The organism is Alcaligenes sp. DN25 (assembly GCF_023674485.1).
GTDB lineage: Bacteria > Pseudomonadota > Gammaproteobacteria > Burkholderiales > Burkholderiaceae_B > Alcaligenes > Alcaligenes phenolicus.
The window spans coordinates 217,586-236,596 of the sequence record NZ_CP098408.1 but is presented as its reverse complement, the minus strand read 5'-3'; the positions used below and the strand labels follow the sequence as shown (position 1 = coordinate 236,596).

General features: G+C 57.2%; 20 protein-coding genes. 4 read left to right on the top strand and 16 right to left on the bottom strand.

What is annotated here, in order from left to right; translation table 11 throughout:
• The first annotated feature begins 81 nt into the window (after nt 1-81).
• The 3 genes from NBV64_RS01040 (at nt 82) to NBV64_RS19045 (ending at nt 3,182) form a co-directional block, all read left to right on the top strand.
• Nucleotides 82-1,698, top strand: coding sequence for an ATP-dependent acyl-CoA ligase (locus tag NBV64_RS01040; protein WP_250756469.1), 1,617 nt, complete (start codon nt 82-84; stop codon nt 1,696-1,698).
• 21 nt (nt 1,699-1,719) lie between these two features.
• On the top strand, nt 1,720-2,880 hold the full coding sequence (locus NBV64_RS01035; protein ID WP_250756468.1) for a thiolase family protein: 1,161 nt from the start codon (nt 1,720-1,722) through the stop codon (nt 2,878-2,880).
• Nucleotides 2,881-3,047: 167 nt separating this feature from the next.
• Nucleotides 3,048-3,182: a hypothetical protein gene (locus tag NBV64_RS19045; protein WP_274984788.1), complete on the top strand. Its 135-nt coding sequence runs from the start codon at nt 3,048-3,050 to the stop codon at nt 3,180-3,182.
• A gap of 892 nt (nt 3,183-4,074) precedes the next feature.
• Here the strand turns inward: NBV64_RS19045 and NBV64_RS01030 are convergent.
• The 3 genes from NBV64_RS01030 to dctP all read right to left on the bottom strand — a co-directional run bounded on the left by NBV64_RS01030 (nt 4,075) and on the right by dctP (nt 7,031).
• Nucleotides 4,075-5,397 carry a TRAP transporter large permease gene (locus NBV64_RS01030; RefSeq protein WP_009460177.1) on the bottom strand — a complete coding sequence of 441 codons (1,323 nt, stop codon included), beginning with the start codon at nt 5,395-5,397 and terminating at the stop codon, nt 4,075-4,077.
• Between the two features lie 2 nt (nt 5,398-5,399).
• Nucleotides 5,400-5,924 carry a TRAP transporter small permease gene (locus NBV64_RS01025; protein WP_009460178.1) on the bottom strand — a complete coding sequence of 175 codons (525 nt, stop codon included), beginning with the start codon at nt 5,922-5,924 and terminating at the stop codon, nt 5,400-5,402.
• A gap of 132 nt (nt 5,925-6,056) precedes the next feature.
• Nucleotides 6,057-7,031: a TRAP transporter substrate-binding protein DctP gene (gene dctP / locus NBV64_RS01020; RefSeq protein ID WP_009460179.1), complete on the bottom strand. Its 975-nt coding sequence runs from the start codon at nt 7,029-7,031 to the stop codon at nt 6,057-6,059.
• A gap of 206 nt (nt 7,032-7,237) precedes the next feature.
• On the opposite strand from dctP, the gene NBV64_RS01015 reads away from it, so the two are divergent.
• Nucleotides 7,238-7,918: an HAD family hydrolase gene (locus NBV64_RS01015; protein WP_009460180.1), complete on the top strand. Its 681-nt coding sequence runs from the start codon at nt 7,238-7,240 to the stop codon at nt 7,916-7,918.
• A gap of 77 nt (nt 7,919-7,995) precedes the next feature.
• On the opposite strand, the gene NBV64_RS01010 is transcribed toward NBV64_RS01015, so the two are convergent.
• The 13 genes from NBV64_RS01010 to NBV64_RS00950 all read right to left on the bottom strand — a co-directional run bounded on the left by NBV64_RS01010 (nt 7,996) and on the right by NBV64_RS00950 (nt 18,869).
• The gene (locus NBV64_RS01010) at nt 7,996-8,337 is read right to left on the bottom strand and encodes a hypothetical protein (RefSeq protein WP_009460191.1); all 342 of its coding nucleotides are present in this window, start codon (nt 8,335-8,337) and stop codon (nt 7,996-7,998) included.
• Between the two features lie 4 nt (nt 8,338-8,341).
• Nucleotides 8,342-8,977, bottom strand: a complete 636-nt coding sequence (locus NBV64_RS01005; protein WP_009460193.1) for an ABC-type transport auxiliary lipoprotein family protein — start codon at nt 8,975-8,977, stop codon at nt 8,342-8,344.
• Complete coding sequence (locus NBV64_RS01000) at nt 8,974-9,891, bottom strand: MlaD family protein (protein ID WP_009460195.1); 918 nt, start codon at nt 9,889-9,891, stop codon at nt 8,974-8,976. The genes NBV64_RS01005 and NBV64_RS01000 overlap by 4 nt, the downstream gene beginning before the upstream one ends.
• Nucleotides 9,891-10,688 (bottom strand): ABC transporter ATP-binding protein, encoded by a 798-nt coding sequence (locus NBV64_RS00995; protein WP_009460197.1) that lies wholly within the window; start codon nt 10,686-10,688, stop codon nt 9,891-9,893. The genes NBV64_RS01000 and NBV64_RS00995 overlap by 1 nt, the downstream gene beginning before the upstream one ends.
• Nucleotides 10,682-11,818, bottom strand: a complete 1,137-nt coding sequence (locus NBV64_RS00990; protein ID WP_009460199.1) for an ABC transporter permease — start codon at nt 11,816-11,818, stop codon at nt 10,682-10,684. Before NBV64_RS00990 ends, NBV64_RS00995 begins: the two co-directional genes overlap by 7 nt.
• Before the next feature lie 64 nt (nt 11,819-11,882).
• A complete protein-coding gene (locus tag NBV64_RS00985) occupies nt 11,883-12,701 on the bottom strand; it encodes an outer membrane protein assembly factor BamB family protein (RefSeq protein WP_009460205.1) in 819 nt (272 codons plus the stop codon).
• An 18-nt stretch (nt 12,702-12,719) separates the two neighbouring features.
• Nucleotides 12,720-14,015, bottom strand: a complete 1,296-nt coding sequence (locus NBV64_RS00980; RefSeq protein ID WP_250756467.1) for a TRAP transporter large permease — start codon at nt 14,013-14,015, stop codon at nt 12,720-12,722.
• A complete protein-coding gene (locus NBV64_RS00975; RefSeq protein WP_035268627.1) occupies nt 14,008-14,499 on the bottom strand; it encodes a TRAP transporter small permease in 492 nt (163 codons plus the stop codon). The genes NBV64_RS00980 and NBV64_RS00975 overlap by 8 nt, the downstream gene beginning before the upstream one ends.
• 15 nt (nt 14,500-14,514) lie before the next feature.
• The gene (locus NBV64_RS00970; protein ID WP_009460211.1) at nt 14,515-15,483 is read right to left on the bottom strand and encodes a TRAP transporter substrate-binding protein; all 969 of its coding nucleotides are present in this window, start codon (nt 15,481-15,483) and stop codon (nt 14,515-14,517) included.
• Nucleotides 15,484-15,520: 37 nt separating this feature from the next.
• Nucleotides 15,521-16,195: a DUF4286 family protein gene (locus NBV64_RS00965; protein WP_250756466.1), complete on the bottom strand. Its 675-nt coding sequence runs from the start codon at nt 16,193-16,195 to the stop codon at nt 15,521-15,523.
• 197 nt (nt 16,196-16,392) lie between these two features.
• A complete protein-coding gene (locus NBV64_RS00960; protein WP_009460222.1) occupies nt 16,393-17,331 on the bottom strand; it encodes a LysR family transcriptional regulator in 939 nt (312 codons plus the stop codon).
• Entirely contained in the window at nt 17,328-17,927 is a 600-nt protein-coding gene (gene thpR / locus NBV64_RS00955; protein ID WP_250756465.1) for an RNA 2',3'-cyclic phosphodiesterase, read from the bottom strand. Before thpR ends, NBV64_RS00960 begins: the two co-directional genes overlap by 4 nt.
• Before the next feature lie 45 nt (nt 17,928-17,972).
• Nucleotides 17,973-18,869, bottom strand: a complete 897-nt coding sequence (locus NBV64_RS00950; protein ID WP_250756464.1) for a LysR family transcriptional regulator — start codon at nt 18,867-18,869, stop codon at nt 17,973-17,975.
• Between the last annotated feature and the right edge of the window lie 142 nt (nt 18,870-19,011).

Here is a 19,011-nt window from a genome sequence, read left to right as displayed (position 1 = left end):
TGTTTGCAGGATATTAGTAATTTCACCCATGCATATCGGCTTGCCGCCTTGATCGCGCGTTGGCCGGGAGACAGATAGATCATGCACGCCCATTCCATTCCTGCTTCTGAATTGCCGCTGTTTTCAATACCTGCCACGCAACGCACGGTACCCGCCCTGTTGCGCCTGCGCGCAGAGCGCATGGGTGATGCTCCGCTGTTTTCAGACCGCAACACTCACTACACCGGCCAGCAAACCTTGCACAGGGCCGCTGCCAGTGCCAGCCGATTGAGCCGTGCCGGTATCAAACGTGGCGACCGTGTTGCCTTGCTGTGCACCAACCGCCACGAATTCCTGGATATGGTTCTGGGTTGCGGCTGGCTGGGCGCGATTGTGGTGCCTATCAATACCGCCTCGCGCGGGGCGCAGTTGCAGCACATCTTGTGCAATAGCCAGGCCAGTTTGCTGGTAGTGGAAACGGATCTGACGCCGCTACTGGCCGATGTGGACCTTGGCGCTACCGCCGTCCAGCAAGCCTGGTTGATTCAAGGCCAGGAAGCGGCACAAACACTGGCGGTGAGCACCTGCGATCTGCCTGCTTTGGGCGATTACTGCGAGCCTGCCGATATAGGCCCCGGCGATACGCTGGCCATTCTGTACACCTCCGGCACCTCGGGCCCTTCCAAAGGCGTTCAGTGCCCGCACGCCCAGTTCTACTGGTGGGGCATTTATACCGCCAGCAAGCTGGGCATGAAGCCCGATGATGTGCTGTACACCTGCCTGCCCATGTTCCACACCAATGCCTTGAATACGTTTTTCCAGGCTCTGGTCAGCGACGCCTGCATGGTGGTGGACAAGCGTTTCTCAGCCAGCCGTTTCTTTGACAATCTGTATGAAACCGGCGCCACGATTACCTATCTGCTAGGCGCAATGGTGCCTATCTTGCTATCCAAACCTGAGACGGCGGCAGAGAAGCTGCACAAGACGCGCATTGCATTAGGCCCCGGTGTTCCCGAGCAGTTTCATAGCCAGTTTCTGGAGCGCTGCCGCATGCATCTGCTGGATGGCTTTGGTTCTACCGAGACCAACTATGTCATGGGCCGTGGCATTCAGGAACAGCGCAATGGCTATATGGGCCGTGTGTCGGAAGGTTTTGAGGCTCTGGTCGTGGATGAGCACGACAATCCCTTGCCAGACGGTGAAGTGGGCGAGCTGTTACTGCGCGCCGATGAACCCTACGCCTTCGCGCTGGGATACTACGGTCAACCGGACAAGACAGTCGAAACCTGGAAAAACCTGTGGTTCCACACGGGTGACCGCGTCGTGCGCGATGCGGATGGTTACTACCGCTTTGTGGACCGCCTGAAGGACATGATTCGCCGTCGTGGTGAGAACATTTCCTCTTACGAAGTCGAGCAGGCTTTGGCCAGCCACCCTGCTGTCCATACGGTTGCCGTCTATGCTGCCAAGTCCGAGCTGGCCGAAGACGAGGTCATGGCCATGATTGTGTTGCGTCCGGATTGCACGGTCAGCTGCGAGGAGCTGCTGCAGCATTGCGAGCGCCGTCTGCCTTACTTTGCCGTACCGCGCTTTATTGAGTTTGCCCAGGTCTTGCCCACCACGGAAAATGGCAAGATTCAGAAGTTTGCCCTACGTGATCGCGGCATTGGTCCCAACACCTGGGATAGAGAAAAAGCAGGCTATCAGGTTCGCCGCTGACGGCTGCCACAGGAATTCAATATGACGCCTAATTTCAATCTGGACACGGTGCGCCTGCTGGGCGCAACCGAGGTCACCTACACCCGGCGTGGTCAACTTGGCACCTCCGAGCTGCTGGCCCAGGCTTTCAAGCAGTCTCTTGCCGCAGCAGGTCTGAAGGCCAGCGACATTGATGGTCTGGGGGTAGCCTCCTTTACCCATGCACCGGATCGGGCTATTGATCTGGCCTGGAAGCTGGGCTTGAAGGTAGGCTGGATTATGGATGACAGCAATGGCGGCGCCAGTGGTCTTAATATTCTGCAGCACGCTATTCGTGCGGTACAGGCGGGTGATGCCCGCTGTATTGCGATTGTGGCCGGGGATCATTTTCAGGCCAAGGACTTCCAGCAACTGGTCGAAAACTATAACCAGACAACTTACGATCATTTGCGCCCTTTAGGGGCTGGCAGTCCGAATCATCGCTTTGCGATGCTGACGGCGAATCAAATGCGCAAGCTGGGTTTGGAGCGAGAGGACTACGCAGCTCTGGTGATGCGCCAGCGGCTATGGGCCAGCATGAATCCGGGTGCTGCGTATCGCAGTCCCATGAGTCTGGATGATTATTTGAATGCGCCTCAAGTGGCGGATCCTTTGACGCGACTGGATTGTGTGCCGGTAGTGGATGGAGCCAATGCCTTGATTGTGATGCGCGCGGATCATCCGGCGGCGCAGAATCAGCCGGCGATTACGGTAAAGGCTTTACGCAGTTTTCATAATATTGATGATCAGCAAGGCGATGGCTTGAGCACGGGTTTGGCGGCTTTGGCTCCGGCTTTGTGGGCGGACTCGGGGCTGAGTCCGGCTGATATGGATGTCCTCAGTATTTATGATGACTACCCCGTCATGGTTCTGGCTCAATTGCAGGATTTGGGCTTCTTTCGGGCTGATAACGCCAAGCAGTTTATTCACGAGTCGATTGCGACGGGACGTGTGCCTTTGAATACCTCTGGCGGGCAATTGTCGGCTGGGCAGGCCGGGGCTGCTTGCAGTCTGCATGGACTGGTGGAGGTGATGCGTCAGTTGAGCGGTCAGGCGGGGGAGCGTCAGGTGGCGCAGGCTCGTTACGGTTTGGTCACGGGATACGGCATGGTGGAGTATCGCTATGGCATGTGTTCGACCGCGCTTGTTTTGGAGGCCTTGTGATGAGCCCTTCTGTATTTCGTTGTATGCAGTGTGATCATCGGATGTTTCCGGCGCGGTTCTTGTGTCCGAGGTGTCATGGGGATGAGTTTCTGGCTGAGGGGTGTGCGTCTGGTGTGGTCACAGAATTGACGCGTAGTGCCATCTCTGGCGAGGAGACTGGGGTGTATATGCTGGCTACGGTTGCCAGCGATGCGGGGCCGGTGTTGATTGCTCGTGTGCTGGATGAGGCTGTCCAGCGAGGGGATAAGGTCGCTTTGGCTTTGCGGGATGGCGGGATCTATGCTGATCCTGTGCGAGAGTAAAGGCAGTTTCTCAACTGCTTTCTTTGGAATGGCTCGATTGGATGGGGTTGGGTTTAGATGCCCAGAGTTTAGAGATCAGGGTGACTCAAGGTTTGGAGTCAACCACTGTTCGACGCGATGAAGAAGGTGGCTATAAGACGCTGATTAAGGGGCTGTCCCGGTGTTGGGGCTGGCAACTGCCGGCGCTATGCGCCGGTGCCCTGGTCAGATAATCGCTACGGGCGCACCTTGAACTCGTCCGGTGGTTTGTCCCCCGGACAAACCACAAACGTCGGACTCAAACAGCAAGGTGCTTGCACCCCTGCGCAATTATCTGCCGGCGGCAAGTCACCTGATCCGCCCCAACACCGGGACAGCCCCTCAATCAGCTCACAGCATCTTTTATCGGACGATTGCTGATCGGGATTTGAATGCTCCGACTTAGTGTTCTTAACGGGATCGCTGATCGTAGTAAAGGTTGATCGTGGAGCTGCTGGATGAAAGGAATTGCTTGGAAAGATGGGAGTAAACAGTCACTGTCCTAAGCCCGTACTTGCCAATGTCTGAGTGCGCTTTACTACACAGGTTAAAAACGTAGCGGCTTATGCGCTTAAGCCTTAAAAACTGACTTGAACGCTGTCGATACACACACTGCCTGCGTCCTGCTCGGCTCCAGAATCGACCTCAGCAACAGGCAGAAAAATCATTTAAGTTTTTATGCGCCGCTTCCACATCAATCACTTTGCTGCACATAAATAGGCGGCAAAAAATGGTCAGCACTATCGAGCATAAAAAAACCTCAGTTTGGCATCTGCCGAACTGAGGTTTTTTAGTTTGGAAAGCTTTTCCAGACTCCAGCTTTCTTCGCGGGACAACATCCTTATTGTCCCGCTTTCAGACTGCCTGCTCTGTCTTAGCCGATCAGTCCTGGCAGGCCCACGGCAATCCAGGGAACGAACAAGACCAGGGCCAGGATGCCGACTTCTATGACCAGGAAGGGCACGGCGGCGCTGTAGATGTGGGGCAAGCGGATAGATGGCGGGGCCACGCTTTGCATCACGATCAGCAGCAGGCCGAACGGTGGGGTCAGCAGGCCAATTTCCAGTGCGATCAGGATCATGACACCCAGCCAGACGGTATCCACACCTGCGGCTAGGGCCAGGGGCATGAAGAAGGGCAAAGCGATCATCATCATGGAAATTTGGTCCAGCACCATGCCCATGACCAGCAGCACCAGGAGCATGCAGATAACCAGCACGAAGGGCGACAGGTCGTAGTCTTTGATCATGCCCAGGAAGCCTGCGCTAGCTCCAGAGAAGCTCAGCAGCTGGGCGAAGGTGGTGGAGGCGGCCAGGATGAACAGGATCACAACCGACACTTTGGCAGTTTCGATCAGGCTCTTCCACAGTGCTTTCAGGGTCAGGGCACGGTAGGCGATGGTGGCGATCACCGAAGCCACGACGCCGATCGCGGCCGATTCAGTGGGCGATGCCCAACCGGCCAGCATCGAGCCAACCACCGCAATAAAGATACCCAGCAATGGCACGACGTTGAACACGAAGGGTTTCCACAAGGCCCAGCCTTTCAGGCGAGTGGCTGGATCTTCGTCGCTCATGGGCGCGTCTTGCGGACGCAGGCGGCTGCGCACGACCACGTAGGCCAGGAAGCCTGCTGCCATCAACATGCCGGGCAGGATGCCGCCAATCAGTAGTCGTTCAATGGAGATGCCCGCCAGGCTACCTAGCATGACGGCCAGAGCCGAAGGTGGGATCAGCATGGCGATACCGCCTACCGCCATGATGGGTCCCATGGCCATGGTGGGGTGATAACCGCGACGCAGCATTTCTGGCAGCATCACGCCGCCCATCATGGCGGTGTTGGCAATGGACGAACCCGACAATGTAGCGAAGGTCGTACCGCCCAAAATACTGACGATGGACAGTTTGCCCGGCACGCGCGAGATCATGCGTTCGATGGAGTCGATGGCTTTGAAGGCCAATCCGGTGTGGAACAACACCTCGCCCATCAGGACGAATAATGGGATGGGCGTTAAGGAAAAGCTGCCAATAGAGGCGGTGGTGTTACGCGCCCATTGGGCCAAACCAGCCGCTTCACCCAGAAACAGCCACGCGCCCAGCAAGTTCACGGACAGGAAGGCAAAGACCACCGGTGTGCCGATGGCCATCAAGAGAAAAAGTGATCCCAGCAGCAGGATCAAGGCCATGTGCCATTCCATGCTCAGACTCCTTGCTCAACAGGACGGGAAATCAGGCGGCGCAGGAATTCCAGCGCCAGCATGGATGCCCCAAACAGCAAAGGCAGATTCAGCCACCACTCCGGGAACACCAGGGCTTTAAATACCATGGCTCCTTGCTCGTGAGCATCCAGAGCGACGACGGCACATTGCCAGGCCAACACACCACAAACCACCAGACCTAGCAGGTTGGAGATCAGGTCCAGCAAGCGCTGGACAAACGTGGGCAGATTGTTGAACAGCACGTCGATACGGATATGGCCGCCCAGGTACAGCACCCACGGCGCTGCCACGAAGGTGGCAATGATCAGCATGTATTCGGTTACTTCCACGCTGGTGGACAGCGCGTCGTAACCCAGGTTGCGCAGCACCACGTCGGCACAAACCAGCAGGCTCATCAGCCCGAAAGTCAGCGCCGCAACGGCTCCGCAAGCGTTCATTAACAGAGCGTAAGGACGCCCCCAGGTCGTGTTGGAAGGCTGGCCTTCCGGGGCAGTTGCAGCAGACATCGCGTCTTCTCCGCAGATCAAAGTCACTGAAAGAGCGGGCATCTTGCCGCCCGTATGGCACCATCAAAAAGTGGACACTGTCCCCAAGGGCGCAATGTCCACTGTCAAAAACTACGTAATCAGCAATCTTGTTTAAGGCTGATAACCACCAAACAGTTCGCGCAGTTGCGCGGCGTATTTGGGGCTGGATTTATCGATACCGGCCCAGCCTGCTTCGTAAGCCTTGGTACGCAAGGCACGAGCTACGTCAGGTTCCAGAACCAAGGCTTGCACACCGGCTTGTTCGGTAGCCGCTTTTTCATCAATTGCCATCTGGTGTTCTGTCACGTTCTGCGACTCCATCCACTCGATTTGCTTGCGCATGAAGGCTTTCTGGTCTTCGTCCAGTTTTTCCCAACTCTTCTGGTTCATGAAGAAACCCACTTCCACGTTGTAGAAGCCTGGCTCGACACGGTATTTGGTCTTTTCATGCCAGCCCATTTCCATCACGCCTACGGAAGGCCAGCCATAGCCGTCCACCACGCCGCGCTCCAGCGCGGTGTAGACCTCGCCCGGTGGAATCTGCAGCGGCGTTGCGCCAATTTCGCGGAAGAAGGACAGGTACACAGGCACGCCACGCAGCTTGAAGCCCGACAGGTCTGCCGAGGTCACAGGCTTGTTGGTATAGATGTGGTATTGCAAACCATCTGTCGTACGAGCCAGCCAGGTGATGTTGGCTTTCTCGCGGTGAATCTTGTCCATCAGCTCGTAGCCGCCGTTCTGACGCAGCTCGCTCATGGGTTTTTCCGTCAGCGTCAAAGCCAATGCTTCAGGCACCAGATTGGCGTGGAATACGGCTGTGGTATTGGCAAAATCAATCACGCCGGAACGTAGCGCGTTACCTACCTCGAAAGGAGGAATGGCCTCTGGACCACCAATCACGTTGATCTGCACCAGGCCCTTGCCTTCTGCGTTGACCTTGTCCACAAACTGTTTGAAGCGCTTGGTAAAGAAGGTGTCCATCGTAAAGACAGATACCGCTTTCAGCGTTACTTCCGCTGCCTGCGCGCCAGCCATTCCCAAAGCCAGCAAGGCCGCTGCCACCACCCGAGTTGTTTTATTCACCATGACGGAACTTCCGCAGAAAGGTTTGTTATGAAATTTTAGTTTAGATATAAATATATCAATAATCAATTATTTATAAGTCGGGGTTTTCACTAAGCACGCTACGGACCCATAAGGTCTGGCGCCGATATTGCACCTGAATTCTGTATGCGGACGGCCTGCTGTATCATCACAGACTTCTAGTTTTATTGGCTTAAAAGGTATTACCCATGACATTTTCCGCTGTGCTGTTTGATTGTGACGGTGTGCTGGTAGACAGCGAGCCAATCACGGTTCGTGTACTGCGGGATATGTTGCAAGAAGAAGGCTGGGTGATGACTTATGAGCAGTGCTATGACTGGTTCATTGGCAAGGCGCTACCCGACGAGCTGCCCACCGTGCGCAAGATGACAGGTAAAGATCTGGATATGGAATGGGTGATGGCCTTTCGCATGCGCCGCAACCACGCACTGACCAATGAAGTCATGGCCATTCCCGGTATTCAGGACACGCTGGATGCGATCCTGCGCGACAAGCCCGGCATGATTGCCTGCGCGTCCGGCGCTGACCGCGCCAAGCTGGTGTTGCAACTGGGCCAGACTGGTCTGCTGGATTACTTCGGCACCCATATCTATAGCGGCGCTGAAACGCCACGCAACAAGCCATACCCGGATGTCTATCTGGCCGCCGCTCAAGGGCTGGGCGTTGACCCGCAACAATGCCTGGTCGTGGAAGACAGCGTGACTGGCGCAAGTGCAGGCCTGGCCGCAGGCGCCACGGTGCTGGGCTACTGCCCGGTTCCTGATAAGGAGGAGGATTTGCGCCGCCTGGGTGTGCGTGACACCTTCCGCCGCATGGACGAGCTACCCGCTTTGATCGCCAAGTTGGAGCAGGAACGGGTACAAGGCTGATTCATAGCCAGGCAATAGAAAGCCCCCTCAGGCGGCAGCAAACCGAAAAGCGTAGAGCGGGGCCTTTCTTCTGTTGCTTAGTCTTCCAGATGGAAGGTGTGCAAGATTCTATGCAGCACAGGGGCAATAATCAGACCAAAAGTCGCGGCCAGTACCAGACTGATATACGCGCCATAAATGGCAAAGAACACCTTGCCAGCCCATGTTTCAGGCAAGGCCATCGGCCCCAGCCCACCGACCATCATGGCCGCATTCAAGGCGGCATCGTGCCAGTGCACATTCTCTTCAAACCACATATGGCCCAATGCACCCAGCATCAGAGAAAAGGCCACGAAAACAATGCCGATAAGGGCATGCGCCAACAGGCGCTTGGCAAATTGCCACCCCGTAATCAGGGGCTCATCACGTGACTCGTACATGTCATTAAAGAGTATTAGCCTGGACCGTTAAAGAAGCTAACCATTGGCTGACCTGCAGGGACAAGGCATCCGTGGCCTGCCCAAATGCTTCAACCACCTGTGGCACGGCCGTGCCGACAACATCCTGTTGAGCGACAAAGCGACGGGTCTGAATCAACTGGCCCGAGCGCTGATCGCGCACTAACGCATCAAACTGAATCCGTACCCGTGGGGCGCCCTTAATATATTCGACCTGAAAAGCTCCCAACGTCCCGCCCACTTCCACATCAGCGATGACAGATTCGGTATCCAGCACCACCGCCCGGAACTGAGCCGAGTCACGCAAGGCATCGGCCAGTCGATTACGCAACAAGGCGGGCACATCGTCGCCCCAGCGTACGCCTTTGTAGGCACTTAGCTCGTTACCTTGAGGCAGAACCGTAATGCGCGAGCTGGCCAGCAGGCGCTCGGCGTGGGGCCGGTTCACCTGAATAATCAGGCTCTTATGCGAAGCGGGCGCTTGCTGGGCCTTCAAACTGGTAGCGGGAAGCTGATAATACGTCAGGGATTCGGCCTGAGGCAGGACCGAACAGGCGGTGGACAAGACGGCCAGACCGACTAGCGATATCTGCAAGAAACGACGCACAACAGTGGGCATCATGGTGTGAACTCCTGTAATTTGTCGCGACCCAAAAGGTAGCCGGCTGGATTATCTTCCAGACGGGAGGTGACGGCACGGAAACCGGCCAGCACCTGACGCAATTCACGCAAGGCGGGTTCGATCTCGGTCAGACCCTGAGCACCCCGGCCAATAGCGGCCGAATTCTGCTCCAAAAGCTTGTTCAAGCTTTGTGTGGCACGGCTGAAATCCTCCATGGATTTCTGGATGGCATTCATGGCTTGCGTGCCCTGGCGGTCTACCAGACCTTGTGTAGACGACAGCAAGGTGGTGGCTTGCTGGCTGGCCTGGGACAACTCCTTGACCAGGGATGGCACGCCTTCGCTAGCGGTCGAGAGCTGGCCCATCAAGGCTTCCAGCTTTTGCAAACTGGCGGACAGGGACTTGGAGTTTTCGGACGACAAGAAGGTATTGGCGTTCTCCAGCAGCTTGGAAATTTGCGTCATCAACTCTTCACCACCGGCCATCAACTGGGCCAGAGGGGAAGGCGAAGCCACAATCATGGGCAGGCCATCGCCGGTGGCTTCCAGCAAGGGGCTATTGGGTGTCCCCCCGCTAAGTTCGATCACGGATTGGCCGGTAATGCCGGCCAGTGCCAGGCGCGCCTGGGTATCTTCGTGAATAGGGATCGCGGCCTGAATTGACACTTGCGCACGCACACGCTGCAAATCGTGCGGATCCAGGCGCAGCGAGCGCACCTCACCAACCCGCAAGCCGTTGTACTGCACGGCGCTGCCACGAGACAGACCACGCACACCTTCCAGAAAGACAATATCGTAATCGCGGGTCTCGGCATCTTGCCCCGCCTTGGCCAGCCAAAGCGAGAACAGGACAGCAGCCACAGCCACTACCAAGGTAAAGACCCCGATCAATACATGATGGGCACGCGGTTCCATTAACTATGCTCCTGACGACGGTTTTGGGCCTGTTCGGCGGCTCGTCCCCGTGGACCGTGGAAATACTCCCGGATCCAGTCGTTATCAACTTGCTCTACACGCGCCAATGTGTCGTTAACCAGCACACGCTTTTGCGCCAGCACGGCCACTCGATCACAGATGGTGTAGAGCGTATCCAGATCGTGTGTAACCAGAAACACGGTCAATCCCAGCGCATCGCGCAAGGTCAAAATAAGCTGGTCAAAATCCCCCGCACCGACCGGGTCCAGCCCGGCAGTGGGTTCGTCCAGAAACAGAATTTCCGGGTCCAGCGCCAGAGCACGTGCCAGAGCGGCACGCTTGATCATGCCACCGGACAGCTCTGCCGGATATTTGGTGGCCGCGTTGGCCGGCAAACCCGCCAGAGACATTTTCATGGCAGCGATATGTTCTGCAGAAGACCGGGACAAGCCAATATGCTCGATCAGGGGCATGGCAATGTTTTCCACCACCGTCAGCGAGGAGAATAAAGCCCCTTGCTGGAACAGCACGCCTAAACGACGCTCCAGCCGCGAACGGGCTTCGGGTGACAGCGTGCCTATTTCCTGATCAAAAATGCGTACTGTGCCGCCAGTAGGTGGGCGCAATCCCAGAATGGAGCGCAGCAGCACGGACTTGCCCGTGCCGGAGCCGCCCACCACGCCCACGATTTCACCGGGATACACATCCATATCCAGATGCTCGTGCACGACGTGATCGCCAAAGCGATTATCCAGGTCACGTACTTGAATAATGGGACGAGCGGTGGCCTCTACCATCCCATCTCCATGAAAAACAGTGCTGCCAGCGCATCAATCAGGATCACGATAAAGATGGACTGCACCACTGCCGAGGTCGTATGTTCACCCACGGACTGCGCACTACCGGTCACTTTGAAACCTTCCTGACAACCGATGACGGCAATCAAAAAGGCAAAGATCGGGGCTTTGGCCATGCCCAGCACAAAGTGCCGCAAATCAATATCCTGATTGAAGATATTGATGAACATGGTGGGTGAAATATCCAGAATCAGGGCGCAGACCAGCCCACCGCCAAAGATCCCGGCCACCATCCCCACGAAAGTCAAAATAGGCATGGCCAGCAACATGGCCAGTACACGCGGAATGACCAGAATCAGCATGGGATTCAAGCCTTGGGCACGTAAAGCGTCGATTTCCTCGTTCGCTTTCATGGAGCCGATCTGCGCGGTAAAGGCACTGGCGGTGCGACCTGCCATCAGGATAGCAGTCAAGAGCACCGCAAATTCACGCAAAAAGGAAAAGCCGACCAGGTTTACGGTGTAAATGGTGGCACCAAAGTCCGCCAGCACCGTCGCCCCCAGAAACGCGATCACCGCGCCCACCAGGAAAGTCAGCAAAGCCACGATAGGGACGGCGTTAAAGGCCGTCTCTTCCAGCTGCGCCACAATCGACGTAACGCGCCACTGGCTGGGCCGCAGCATGTTCAGAATCAGGGTTTCCAGCGTCAGGCCGATAAAGCCCAGCAGCTCGCGCACATTGCGCGAAATATGGACCATGGACAGGCCCACGCGCTCGAACAAATCTGTAATGCCCCAACGCGCCGGAACCAACTGCTCATGGTCCATGCGGCTCATCGCCTTGGCAACGGTTTGCAATAATTGATGGCGCTCTTTGGACAAGCCTTGCGCACTGTCCAGCGCCGCCTGCACACGCTCGGCACCCAGCCATTCACAGAGAACTTGAGCTCCCGTGGTGTCCAGCGACTTCAGTTCGCTGAAATCCAAAGACCAACGGCCCTGCTTGTCACTGAGCGAGCGCAAACTGCTTTGCAGCGCTTCGTAGTGACGCAAGGACCAATCGCCTAGCAATTGCAGCTGGCCGGAGGAATCTGTACGAACATACAGAGGCACGGACGTATTCATGCGCATAGTCTAATGGATTTGCTCTGAGAGCTTCCATAGCGCCGACTACTTTTTCATGCTTTGTGGACAATTAAGCAGGCTGTAAGCAGGTCAAACAATCCGGCAACATTTCCGCTATATAAATGCGCCCATCCAAACCGGCGGACAGGCCGTGCCCGTACACGCCTTGTACCCGGCAACGCCCCACCAAGGTGCCCGAATCCGGATCGAACAAGGACAGACTGGCCGTTTGGTCACTAACTAACACCGTACCGTCTGTTTGCACAGCTACCGCCATGGGCTTGTGCATGGGGCGCAGCTCGCCCAGATAACGGCCTTGCGCATCCAGGTGCTGGACACGGTTGTTCTCCCGATCAGCCACCCAGACCGAGCCGTCGGCGGCACAGGCCAGCATATGGGGGGTGCTGAACTGCAAGGGACCAGAGCCCGGCGCGCCTAATGCCGCCAGCCATTGGCGTTGCGGGTCAAAGCGATGGACCACCGTATTGCCGTAGCCATCGGTGACCCATAAGCCCCCATCGGCGCACTCGACAGCATGCGTGGGATGGTTGAAGGGCTCTTGCCAGCGAGGCTGCTCGGGTTTGCCCAAACGCCATTGCTCATTGCCTTGGGCGTCCAGCGCCAGAACCTGATGCCCGTCCAGATCCGTGACCAGCACCCCACCTTGCGGCCGGGCGCTGATATGGTGCGGACACAGGATTTCCTCCAGGGGCCAGCGCGCCGACACCTGCCCATCCGGTGCCAGCACCAGCACGCAGGCCGGGCGACGCAGCAAGGCGGCGATGCGCCCATCAGCCAGCACCGCCACACTGGTGATACTGCTGATGTCCGCCTGAGTCCAGGCGCGCTCTACCTTGTAGCGCTGAGAACCCAGAGTTACGTAAGCCATTGCCATCTCCCTTCCCCCTTACATGGCGTTGGGCAAGACCATGACGATTTGCGGGAATATCGTCACCAGGGCTGTCGCCAGAACCAGCAACAGGAAAAACGGAAACGCCATGCGCACCAGCTCAAACAGATTGCGTCCGGTAATGCCCTGAATCACAAACAGGTTAAAGCCAATAGGCGGGGTGATCTGCGCCATTTCCACTGTCAGGATCAGGTAGACACCGAACCAGATTGGATCAATACCCGCCGCAATCACGGCAGGCAGCAAGACCGATGTGGTCAGGACCACAATCGAGATGCCATCCAGGAACGCACCCAGAATCACAAAAAACACAGTCAATACGGCAATCAAGGCGTATTGGCTCAGACCCAGGGAGCCGATCCAGGCGGCCAGATTCGCAGGCAGTCCGGTAAAGCTCATGGCACTGGTCAGGTAAGCAGCACCGATCAGGATGAAGGAAATCATGCAGGAGGTCCGTGCCGCCCCCAGCAAACTCTCCACAAAATTCTTCCAGTTAAGCGATCGTCCAAACGCAGCGATGACCAAAGAGCCGATCACACCCAGCACCGCGGCTTCGGTGGCGGTGGCGATACCGCCGTAGATCGAGCCGATCACCGCCATGATCAGCAGCACCACGGGCAAGAGCAAGCGCAGACGGCGAACTTTCTCGCCCCAGGTCAAGGTTTCGACATCAGCAGGCACACGGTCCGGGTGGCGCAAGGACCAGATCGCGATGTACAGCGAGAACAGGCACATCAGCATGATGCCGGGCAGCACACCCGCCACAAACAGGCGGATGATGGAAACCTGAGCAGCAACGGCATACACAATCATCACAATGGACGGTGGAATCAACAGGCCCAAGGTCCCTGCTCCGGCCAGGGAGCCAATGCTGATGCTGTCGTCGTAGCCGCGCGCTTTCAACTCGGGCAAGGAGATGCGCCCGATGGTCGCAGCCGTTGCCGCCGAGGAACCACTGACCGCGGCAAAGATACCGCAACCAAACGTGTTCACGTGCACCAGTCGCCCAGGCAAACGCTGTACCCACGGCCCCAGGCCGCTGAACATATCTTCAGCCAACCGTGTTCGATACAGAATTTCCCCCATCCAGATAAACAGGGGCAAGGCCGTCAAGGCCCAACTGGCCGAGGAGTCCCAGGCCTTGGTGGCAAAAATAATGCCTGCAGGCGCGTCGGCATACAGAAAGATAGACAAAATACCGCAAGCGATCAGAACCAGCGCCACCCACACGCCACTGGCCAGCAAGGCAAGCAGAACAACAAACAGCACTATTGCCTGAGATAAATCAGCCATGTTCAGTTGCCTCCAGTGTTTGACCTTGCGCCGCGTGCAGCAAGCGCCGCAACAACATCAGGGTCAACAATCCCAGACCAATCGGCATACCCAGTTGCGGAATCCACAGAGGTACCGCCACCATGCCCTGGGCCACTTCCTTGTAGATAAAGGACTCATAAACAAAATGAGCCGTCTCCCAAGTGCACCAGGCGGCCAGCACCAGACCAATCGTGGTGGCCAGCAGCTCGTACGGGCGATGCAAACGCTCAGGAATCACCTGCAGCAAAAGCGTGACGCGGATATGATCCCCGCGCAACATGGCATAAGGCAGCGCCAGGAAAATAGACGCCGCCATAAACCAGCCCGCAAAGTCATCCGAGGCGGGTATTTGCATGGAAAACAGGCGCGCCACAATCTGCGCAGTCACCACAACCCCGATCAAACACAGGAAGAATGCGGCCAGTGCGCCGCAGACTCTGGCCATACGCTCCAGAACGATCATGGACGCACCCCTTGCTTATGGTTGACGGTAAGCGTCAAGCAACTTCTGACCATCTGCACCGGCTTTCTTCAGCCACTCTTCGGTCATGGTTTGACCAATCGCGTGCATTTCGCTGGACAGTTTTTCGCTGAGATTACCCACTACCATGCCTTTATCCGCCATGGTTTGCGTCAACTTGGACGTTTGCTCGCGCGACATGGCCCAACCACGCTCCTCGGCACGTGCACCCGCATCCAGCACGGCTTTTTGCACAGTTTCAGGCAGGCGCTGGAAGGCGCGCTTATTGATGATCACAAAGCTTTGTGGAATGAAGACCTGGGCGTCGTAGTAATACTTCACGTAGTCCCAAGCCTGCGAATCCACCCCGGTTGCGGGCGAAGTCAGCATGGCATCAATAATGCCGGTAGAAAACGCCTGAGGCACTTCGGGTGTTTGCACCGTGGTGGGCACTGCTCCCATCAAGGAAACCAGGCGGCTGGTAGCGGGGCTGTAGGCACGGAAACGGACACCAGCCAGATCAGAGAGCTGCTCCACCGGCTTTTTGGTGTAGATGCCTTGTGGTGGCCAGGGCGAGCCATAGACCAGCACAATGCCTTGCTTGTCCAGACGCTCGGCCAGGAAGGGACGAGTGGCTTTCCACAGTTTTTCCGACTGATCGAAGGACGAGGCCAGGAACGGCACACTATCGACCTCGAACAAAGGATCTTCATTGCCAATGGCCGCCACCAGCATTTCACCAGCCTGCACCACACCTTGCTGTACACCGCGCTTGACCTCGGGGCGCTTGAGCAGCACCGAGTTCGATTGCACGTTGATATTCAGTTCCCCGTTGGTGGCCGCCTTGATGTCTGCCGCAAACTCACGCGCGTTTTGCGTCAGGAAGTTGTTATCAGGCTGCTCGGTACTCATGTTCCAGTTGGTCGCCGCCTGCGCGGTGCCAGCCAGCGCCAGAACGCAAGCCATGGAAAGTAGTTTTTTGATCATGATGTCGCTTCTCCCAAGAATTGAGGTGATGGCCGCCTTATGAGCGGCTTGCATTCAGATCCCGTGACTGCAGATCCCACAACAAAGAAAACTCGGATACATCGTTGGTCGCCACCCCCAGATCCTGCTGCAAACGGGCAGCCAGGGTACGAGCAGCATTCAAGGTGGTCAGATCCGCCACCAGGTAGGGGTCCAGGCTGCGCTGCTGCGTATCCTCGGACGGCAAAGGGGTCGAAAGCTCTGGGTCTGGCGTCAGCACACGCAAGGCCAGCAGGCCATCGGTTTGCTCCAGATAGGCTGAACTCTGAGCTGCCAGCACATCCAGTTGTGCTGCCTCCGGCAAACGCACCAGCAAGACCACGGCGCCGGTACCGGCACCGCCCAGCAAGGACACCGCCATCACGCGCCGCTGGGTATTGCTCATGCGGGCAAAGTTGGTATTGGACCAATCCGTTTGCTGCTCAAAGGCCTTCTTGTATTCTGCCGTCCCAAAAACCCGCAGGGACTCGGTGCGATACAAGGCCAGATACTTGCACCCGGCGCCTTGGCGCACATAACGGCGCGACCATTGAAAACCCGGTATGGCAGCGCGTTCAGCCATGTGCTCGCGCTCATACCATTGATTGAAATCCTGCTCATGCTCTGGGGCGATGTCTGTCCAGATGAACAGTTCCCCCGGCGCATCACGATCAGTGCGAAAAGTAGCAGACACGACAGCCCTCCCGAATCAAGGTCATTGCACACTCTTTGTGGGAGTGTCCAACGGCTGCCAAGCAGATTCCAAACGGTTTATTTCAGCCTGGGGCAATAAGAAAAAGCGATCAGATCAAGCGAATGGCGCGGTATATAGATTATCAAGCAAGCCCACGCTCAGTACACATGCGCAGGCAAGGGGAAAACCCTCAAAGGCTAAATCGCGAAGACACGCGTGTCTGGCGGGGGTAAAGCCAGGCCAGGATGCTGGGCAGCAAAATGGTGCATGCGCTCCAGCGCCACGCCAATCACCGCTTGAGCGGTCTGCGTTAAAGGGTCGGGCCGCCAACTGGCGACCAGGCGCAAATCAGGCAAGGCATGTTCGCAAACAATTTCCTGGTACAGACCGCTGTCCAGCTGACGGCTGACTGCCGCCAGGGGCAAGGTGGCAATGCAAGGCTGGGCTTCGATCAATTGCGTGCTGGCGGCAATTGAAGAAACGTAGTGAATCCGGGCCTGATCCACAGGCAAGGGCTCAAGCAGCTGCACCAAGGCCAGATGCGGCTGGGAACCACGAGGGAAGGTCACCAAAGGCCAGCGTTGCACCAGCTCCTGCAAACCGCTGCGTACCGGCATGGACTCATCGGCCATGCATACCCAGCCCATGCGCATGGAGCCCATGGGCAAGTTGCGTATGCCGTCCCCCATGATGGGGTCGGTCTGCAAGGCCACATCAATGGTGCCGCGCTTGAGCAAGTCGTGAAGGCGCAAGGTGGACTCGGCGGTCAGCTCAATTTCCAGTTCGGGGTAGAGCGCATGCAGCTGACGAATCAAATCCTTGAACCAGGTATGCACAATGGACTCGACCACGCCCAGGCGTACCCGACCACTCAAGCGGCTGGAGCCTGCCAGTGCTTCACGTAAATCGTGCTCCATGCCCAGCATCTGCTCGGCGTACTGCATCAATTTTCGACCTGCCGGAGTCAGGCGTAGATCGCGGTGGCCCCGCTCGAACAGGGTTTTCTGGAACTCGGCTTCCAGGGCTGCAATCCGCCCCGACACGGCGGCTTGTGTCAGATGCTGCTTGTTCGCTGCCGCACGGAAACTACCCAAACGGGCAATCCAGATAAAGGTTTCTAAAAAGCGGATATTCATGCACCTGTCCTTTCAGGCTTCATCAGGGCGGCCAGATGATATTGGCTACGCAGCTCACCGGGAACGGACACGATCAGACCGGCACCATCACCCACAAAGGCCTGCGTGGGCAAAGCATGGCAATGGGACTGACCGGCGGCAATCCGCGCATGGCGCAACAAGGACACATGCGGGCGAAAACGACGCGGCGGCTGCGTCCAGCCTAAAGCACTCAGCTTGGCCCAGATCTCATCATGCCACTGCTGCAAGGCCGCCAGTGCCTGAGTTTGCGACTCGTCCGGCCCGGCCCACACTACCCTTGGTTTCTCGAATACATCCCGTATGGTCAGATCCAACTTGATCTGCGGCACCGTCCATTGCGCCATCTGTGTCGCCAAAGTCTGCAGATCCGACACACGGCTGCCGTCCAGAAACGCCAGGGTCAAGTGAAAGTGATCAGGCTGCATCATCCGCCCGCCATAAATCGCATGTGCGTGCAGCGCCTGCTCCGCCAGCCAGGCGCGGGTTTGCGCGTCTGGCCACCAGCCGATGAAAGCGCGAAAAACGTGTTCGGCACCTGACTGCTTCAGGTCCAGAATGGGCAAGGGAATCGTCATCAGCAAACCCTCAAACAAGGCAGATCAGAAAGCGGGGCGTCTAGCCTAGGCCCTGCACAGGCGACGCGCCAGATCGTACACAATATCCAGAGCCGGCAGTTGCGTGCGACCCGACAAACGCACCAAGGCATAGTGCCCGGACAAGGAAGAAGAAAAAAAGCCCAGCGGCACCAGATCACCGGCATCAATATCGCGCCGTACCGCCGCCAGCACACTCATCAAGACCATATCGCTATCCAGTACCACATCGCGCTGAATGCTGAAGCTATCACAACAAAAGCGTACAAAGCTGTCGGGATGGCCTTGGGCGCCAAACTCGGCAATCAGACGGTCAGTCAAATCATCACTGATCACGGAGCAGGCCACGGGATACTGGCTGATCGCAGCAAAGTCCAGCGACTCCAGCTGCAACAGCGGGTGGCCTTCGCGTACCAGCATATCGCCTTCCATGGCAGGCAAATACTCAATATCCAGGCCACGCACATCAGTCACCGCGCTGACGTCCAGCACCACCATATCGTAGTGTTCCCGGCGCAAACCTTCGATCAGTTCCAGCGTGCGGCCAATCACCGCGTCCACACGCAAACGCGGGTACTCGTCGAGCAGCGCCACCATGCACGGATGCAGCAAGACCGCGGCGGGGGTCGAACTTAAGCCCAAACGCAGACTGCCCGCGTCCTCGCCCTGCAGCAAGGCCAGCTCGCGCTGCAAGGCACGGCCTTCCTGCAAAACCCGGGGGGCTCGCTCCAGCAGTACCCGACCATAAGGCGTCAAGAAAATGCGCTGACTGCTGCGATCAAACAGCGGCACACCCAGCTCCTGCTCCAGAGCCTGAATGCTACGGCTCAAGGCAGACTGGCTTAAGTGGACAGCTTGCGCGGCCCGGTGAAACGTACCGTGTTCGCAAACGGCCACAAAGTGCCGTAGCTTGCGAAAGTCCATGCTTGTCCCCTTGCTGACGCTTGAACCGGCTTATGCACAGACCGCATCAACTTGATGATTTTTTGGCGTTTGAGCCGCGCATTGTACCTGCATAGAATGGCTTGGCCACTTGGATGGCCCTACAAAAACACCGGAGACAAAC

Excerpts from the sequence above, each read along its gene's own strand:
- NBV64_RS01015 (WP_009460180.1), top strand. The coding sequence starts at position 7,238 with ATGACATTTTCCGCTGTGCTGTTTGATTGTGACGGTGTGCTGGTAGAC.
- NBV64_RS00950 (WP_250756464.1), bottom strand. The coding sequence starts at position 18,869 with ATGGACTTTCGCAAGCTACGGCACTTTGTGGCCGTTTGCGAACACGGT.
- NBV64_RS00970 (WP_009460211.1), bottom strand. The coding sequence starts at position 15,483 with ATGATCAAAAAACTACTTTCCATGGCTTGCGTTCTGGCGCTGGCTGGC.
- NBV64_RS00995 (WP_009460197.1), bottom strand. The coding sequence starts at position 10,688 with ATGGTAGAGGCCACCGCTCGTCCCATTATTCAAGTACGTGACCTGGAT.
- thpR (WP_250756465.1), bottom strand. The coding sequence starts at position 17,927 with ATGACGATTCCCTTGCCCATTCTGGACCTGAAGCAGTCAGGTGCCGAA.
- NBV64_RS01035 (WP_250756468.1), top strand. The coding sequence starts at position 1,720 with ATGACGCCTAATTTCAATCTGGACACGGTGCGCCTGCTGGGCGCAACC.
- NBV64_RS00985 (WP_009460205.1), bottom strand. The coding sequence starts at position 12,701 with ATGGCTTACGTAACTCTGGGTTCTCAGCGCTACAAGGTAGAGCGCGCC.
- dctP (WP_009460179.1), bottom strand. The coding sequence starts at position 7,031 with ATGGTGAATAAAACAACTCGGGTGGTGGCAGCGGCCTTGCTGGCTTTG.
- NBV64_RS00960 (WP_009460222.1), bottom strand. The coding sequence starts at position 17,331 with ATGAATATCCGCTTTTTAGAAACCTTTATCTGGATTGCCCGTTTGGGT.
- NBV64_RS00980 (WP_250756467.1), bottom strand. The coding sequence starts at position 14,015 with ATGGCTGATTTATCTCAGGCAATAGTGCTGTTTGTTGTTCTGCTTGCC.
- NBV64_RS00975 (WP_035268627.1), bottom strand. The coding sequence starts at position 14,499 with ATGATCGTTCTGGAGCGTATGGCCAGAGTCTGCGGCGCACTGGCCGCA.
- NBV64_RS19045 (WP_274984788.1), top strand. The coding sequence starts at position 3,048 with ATGCTGGCTACGGTTGCCAGCGATGCGGGGCCGGTGTTGATTGCTCGT.
- NBV64_RS01000 (WP_009460195.1), bottom strand. The coding sequence starts at position 9,891 with ATGGAACCGCGTGCCCATCATGTATTGATCGGGGTCTTTACCTTGGTA.
- NBV64_RS01005 (WP_009460193.1), bottom strand. The coding sequence starts at position 8,977 with ATGATGCCCACTGTTGTGCGTCGTTTCTTGCAGATATCGCTAGTCGGT.
- NBV64_RS00990 (WP_009460199.1), bottom strand. The coding sequence starts at position 11,818 with ATGCGCATGAATACGTCCGTGCCTCTGTATGTTCGTACAGATTCCTCC.
- NBV64_RS01010 (WP_009460191.1), bottom strand. The coding sequence starts at position 8,337 with ATGTACGAGTCACGTGATGAGCCCCTGATTACGGGGTGGCAATTTGCC.
- NBV64_RS01025 (WP_009460178.1), bottom strand. The coding sequence starts at position 5,924 with ATGTCTGCTGCAACTGCCCCGGAAGGCCAGCCTTCCAACACGACCTGG.
- NBV64_RS01030 (WP_009460177.1), bottom strand. The coding sequence starts at position 5,397 with ATGGAATGGCACATGGCCTTGATCCTGCTGCTGGGATCACTTTTTCTC.
- NBV64_RS01040 (WP_250756469.1), top strand. The coding sequence starts at position 82 with ATGCACGCCCATTCCATTCCTGCTTCTGAATTGCCGCTGTTTTCAATA.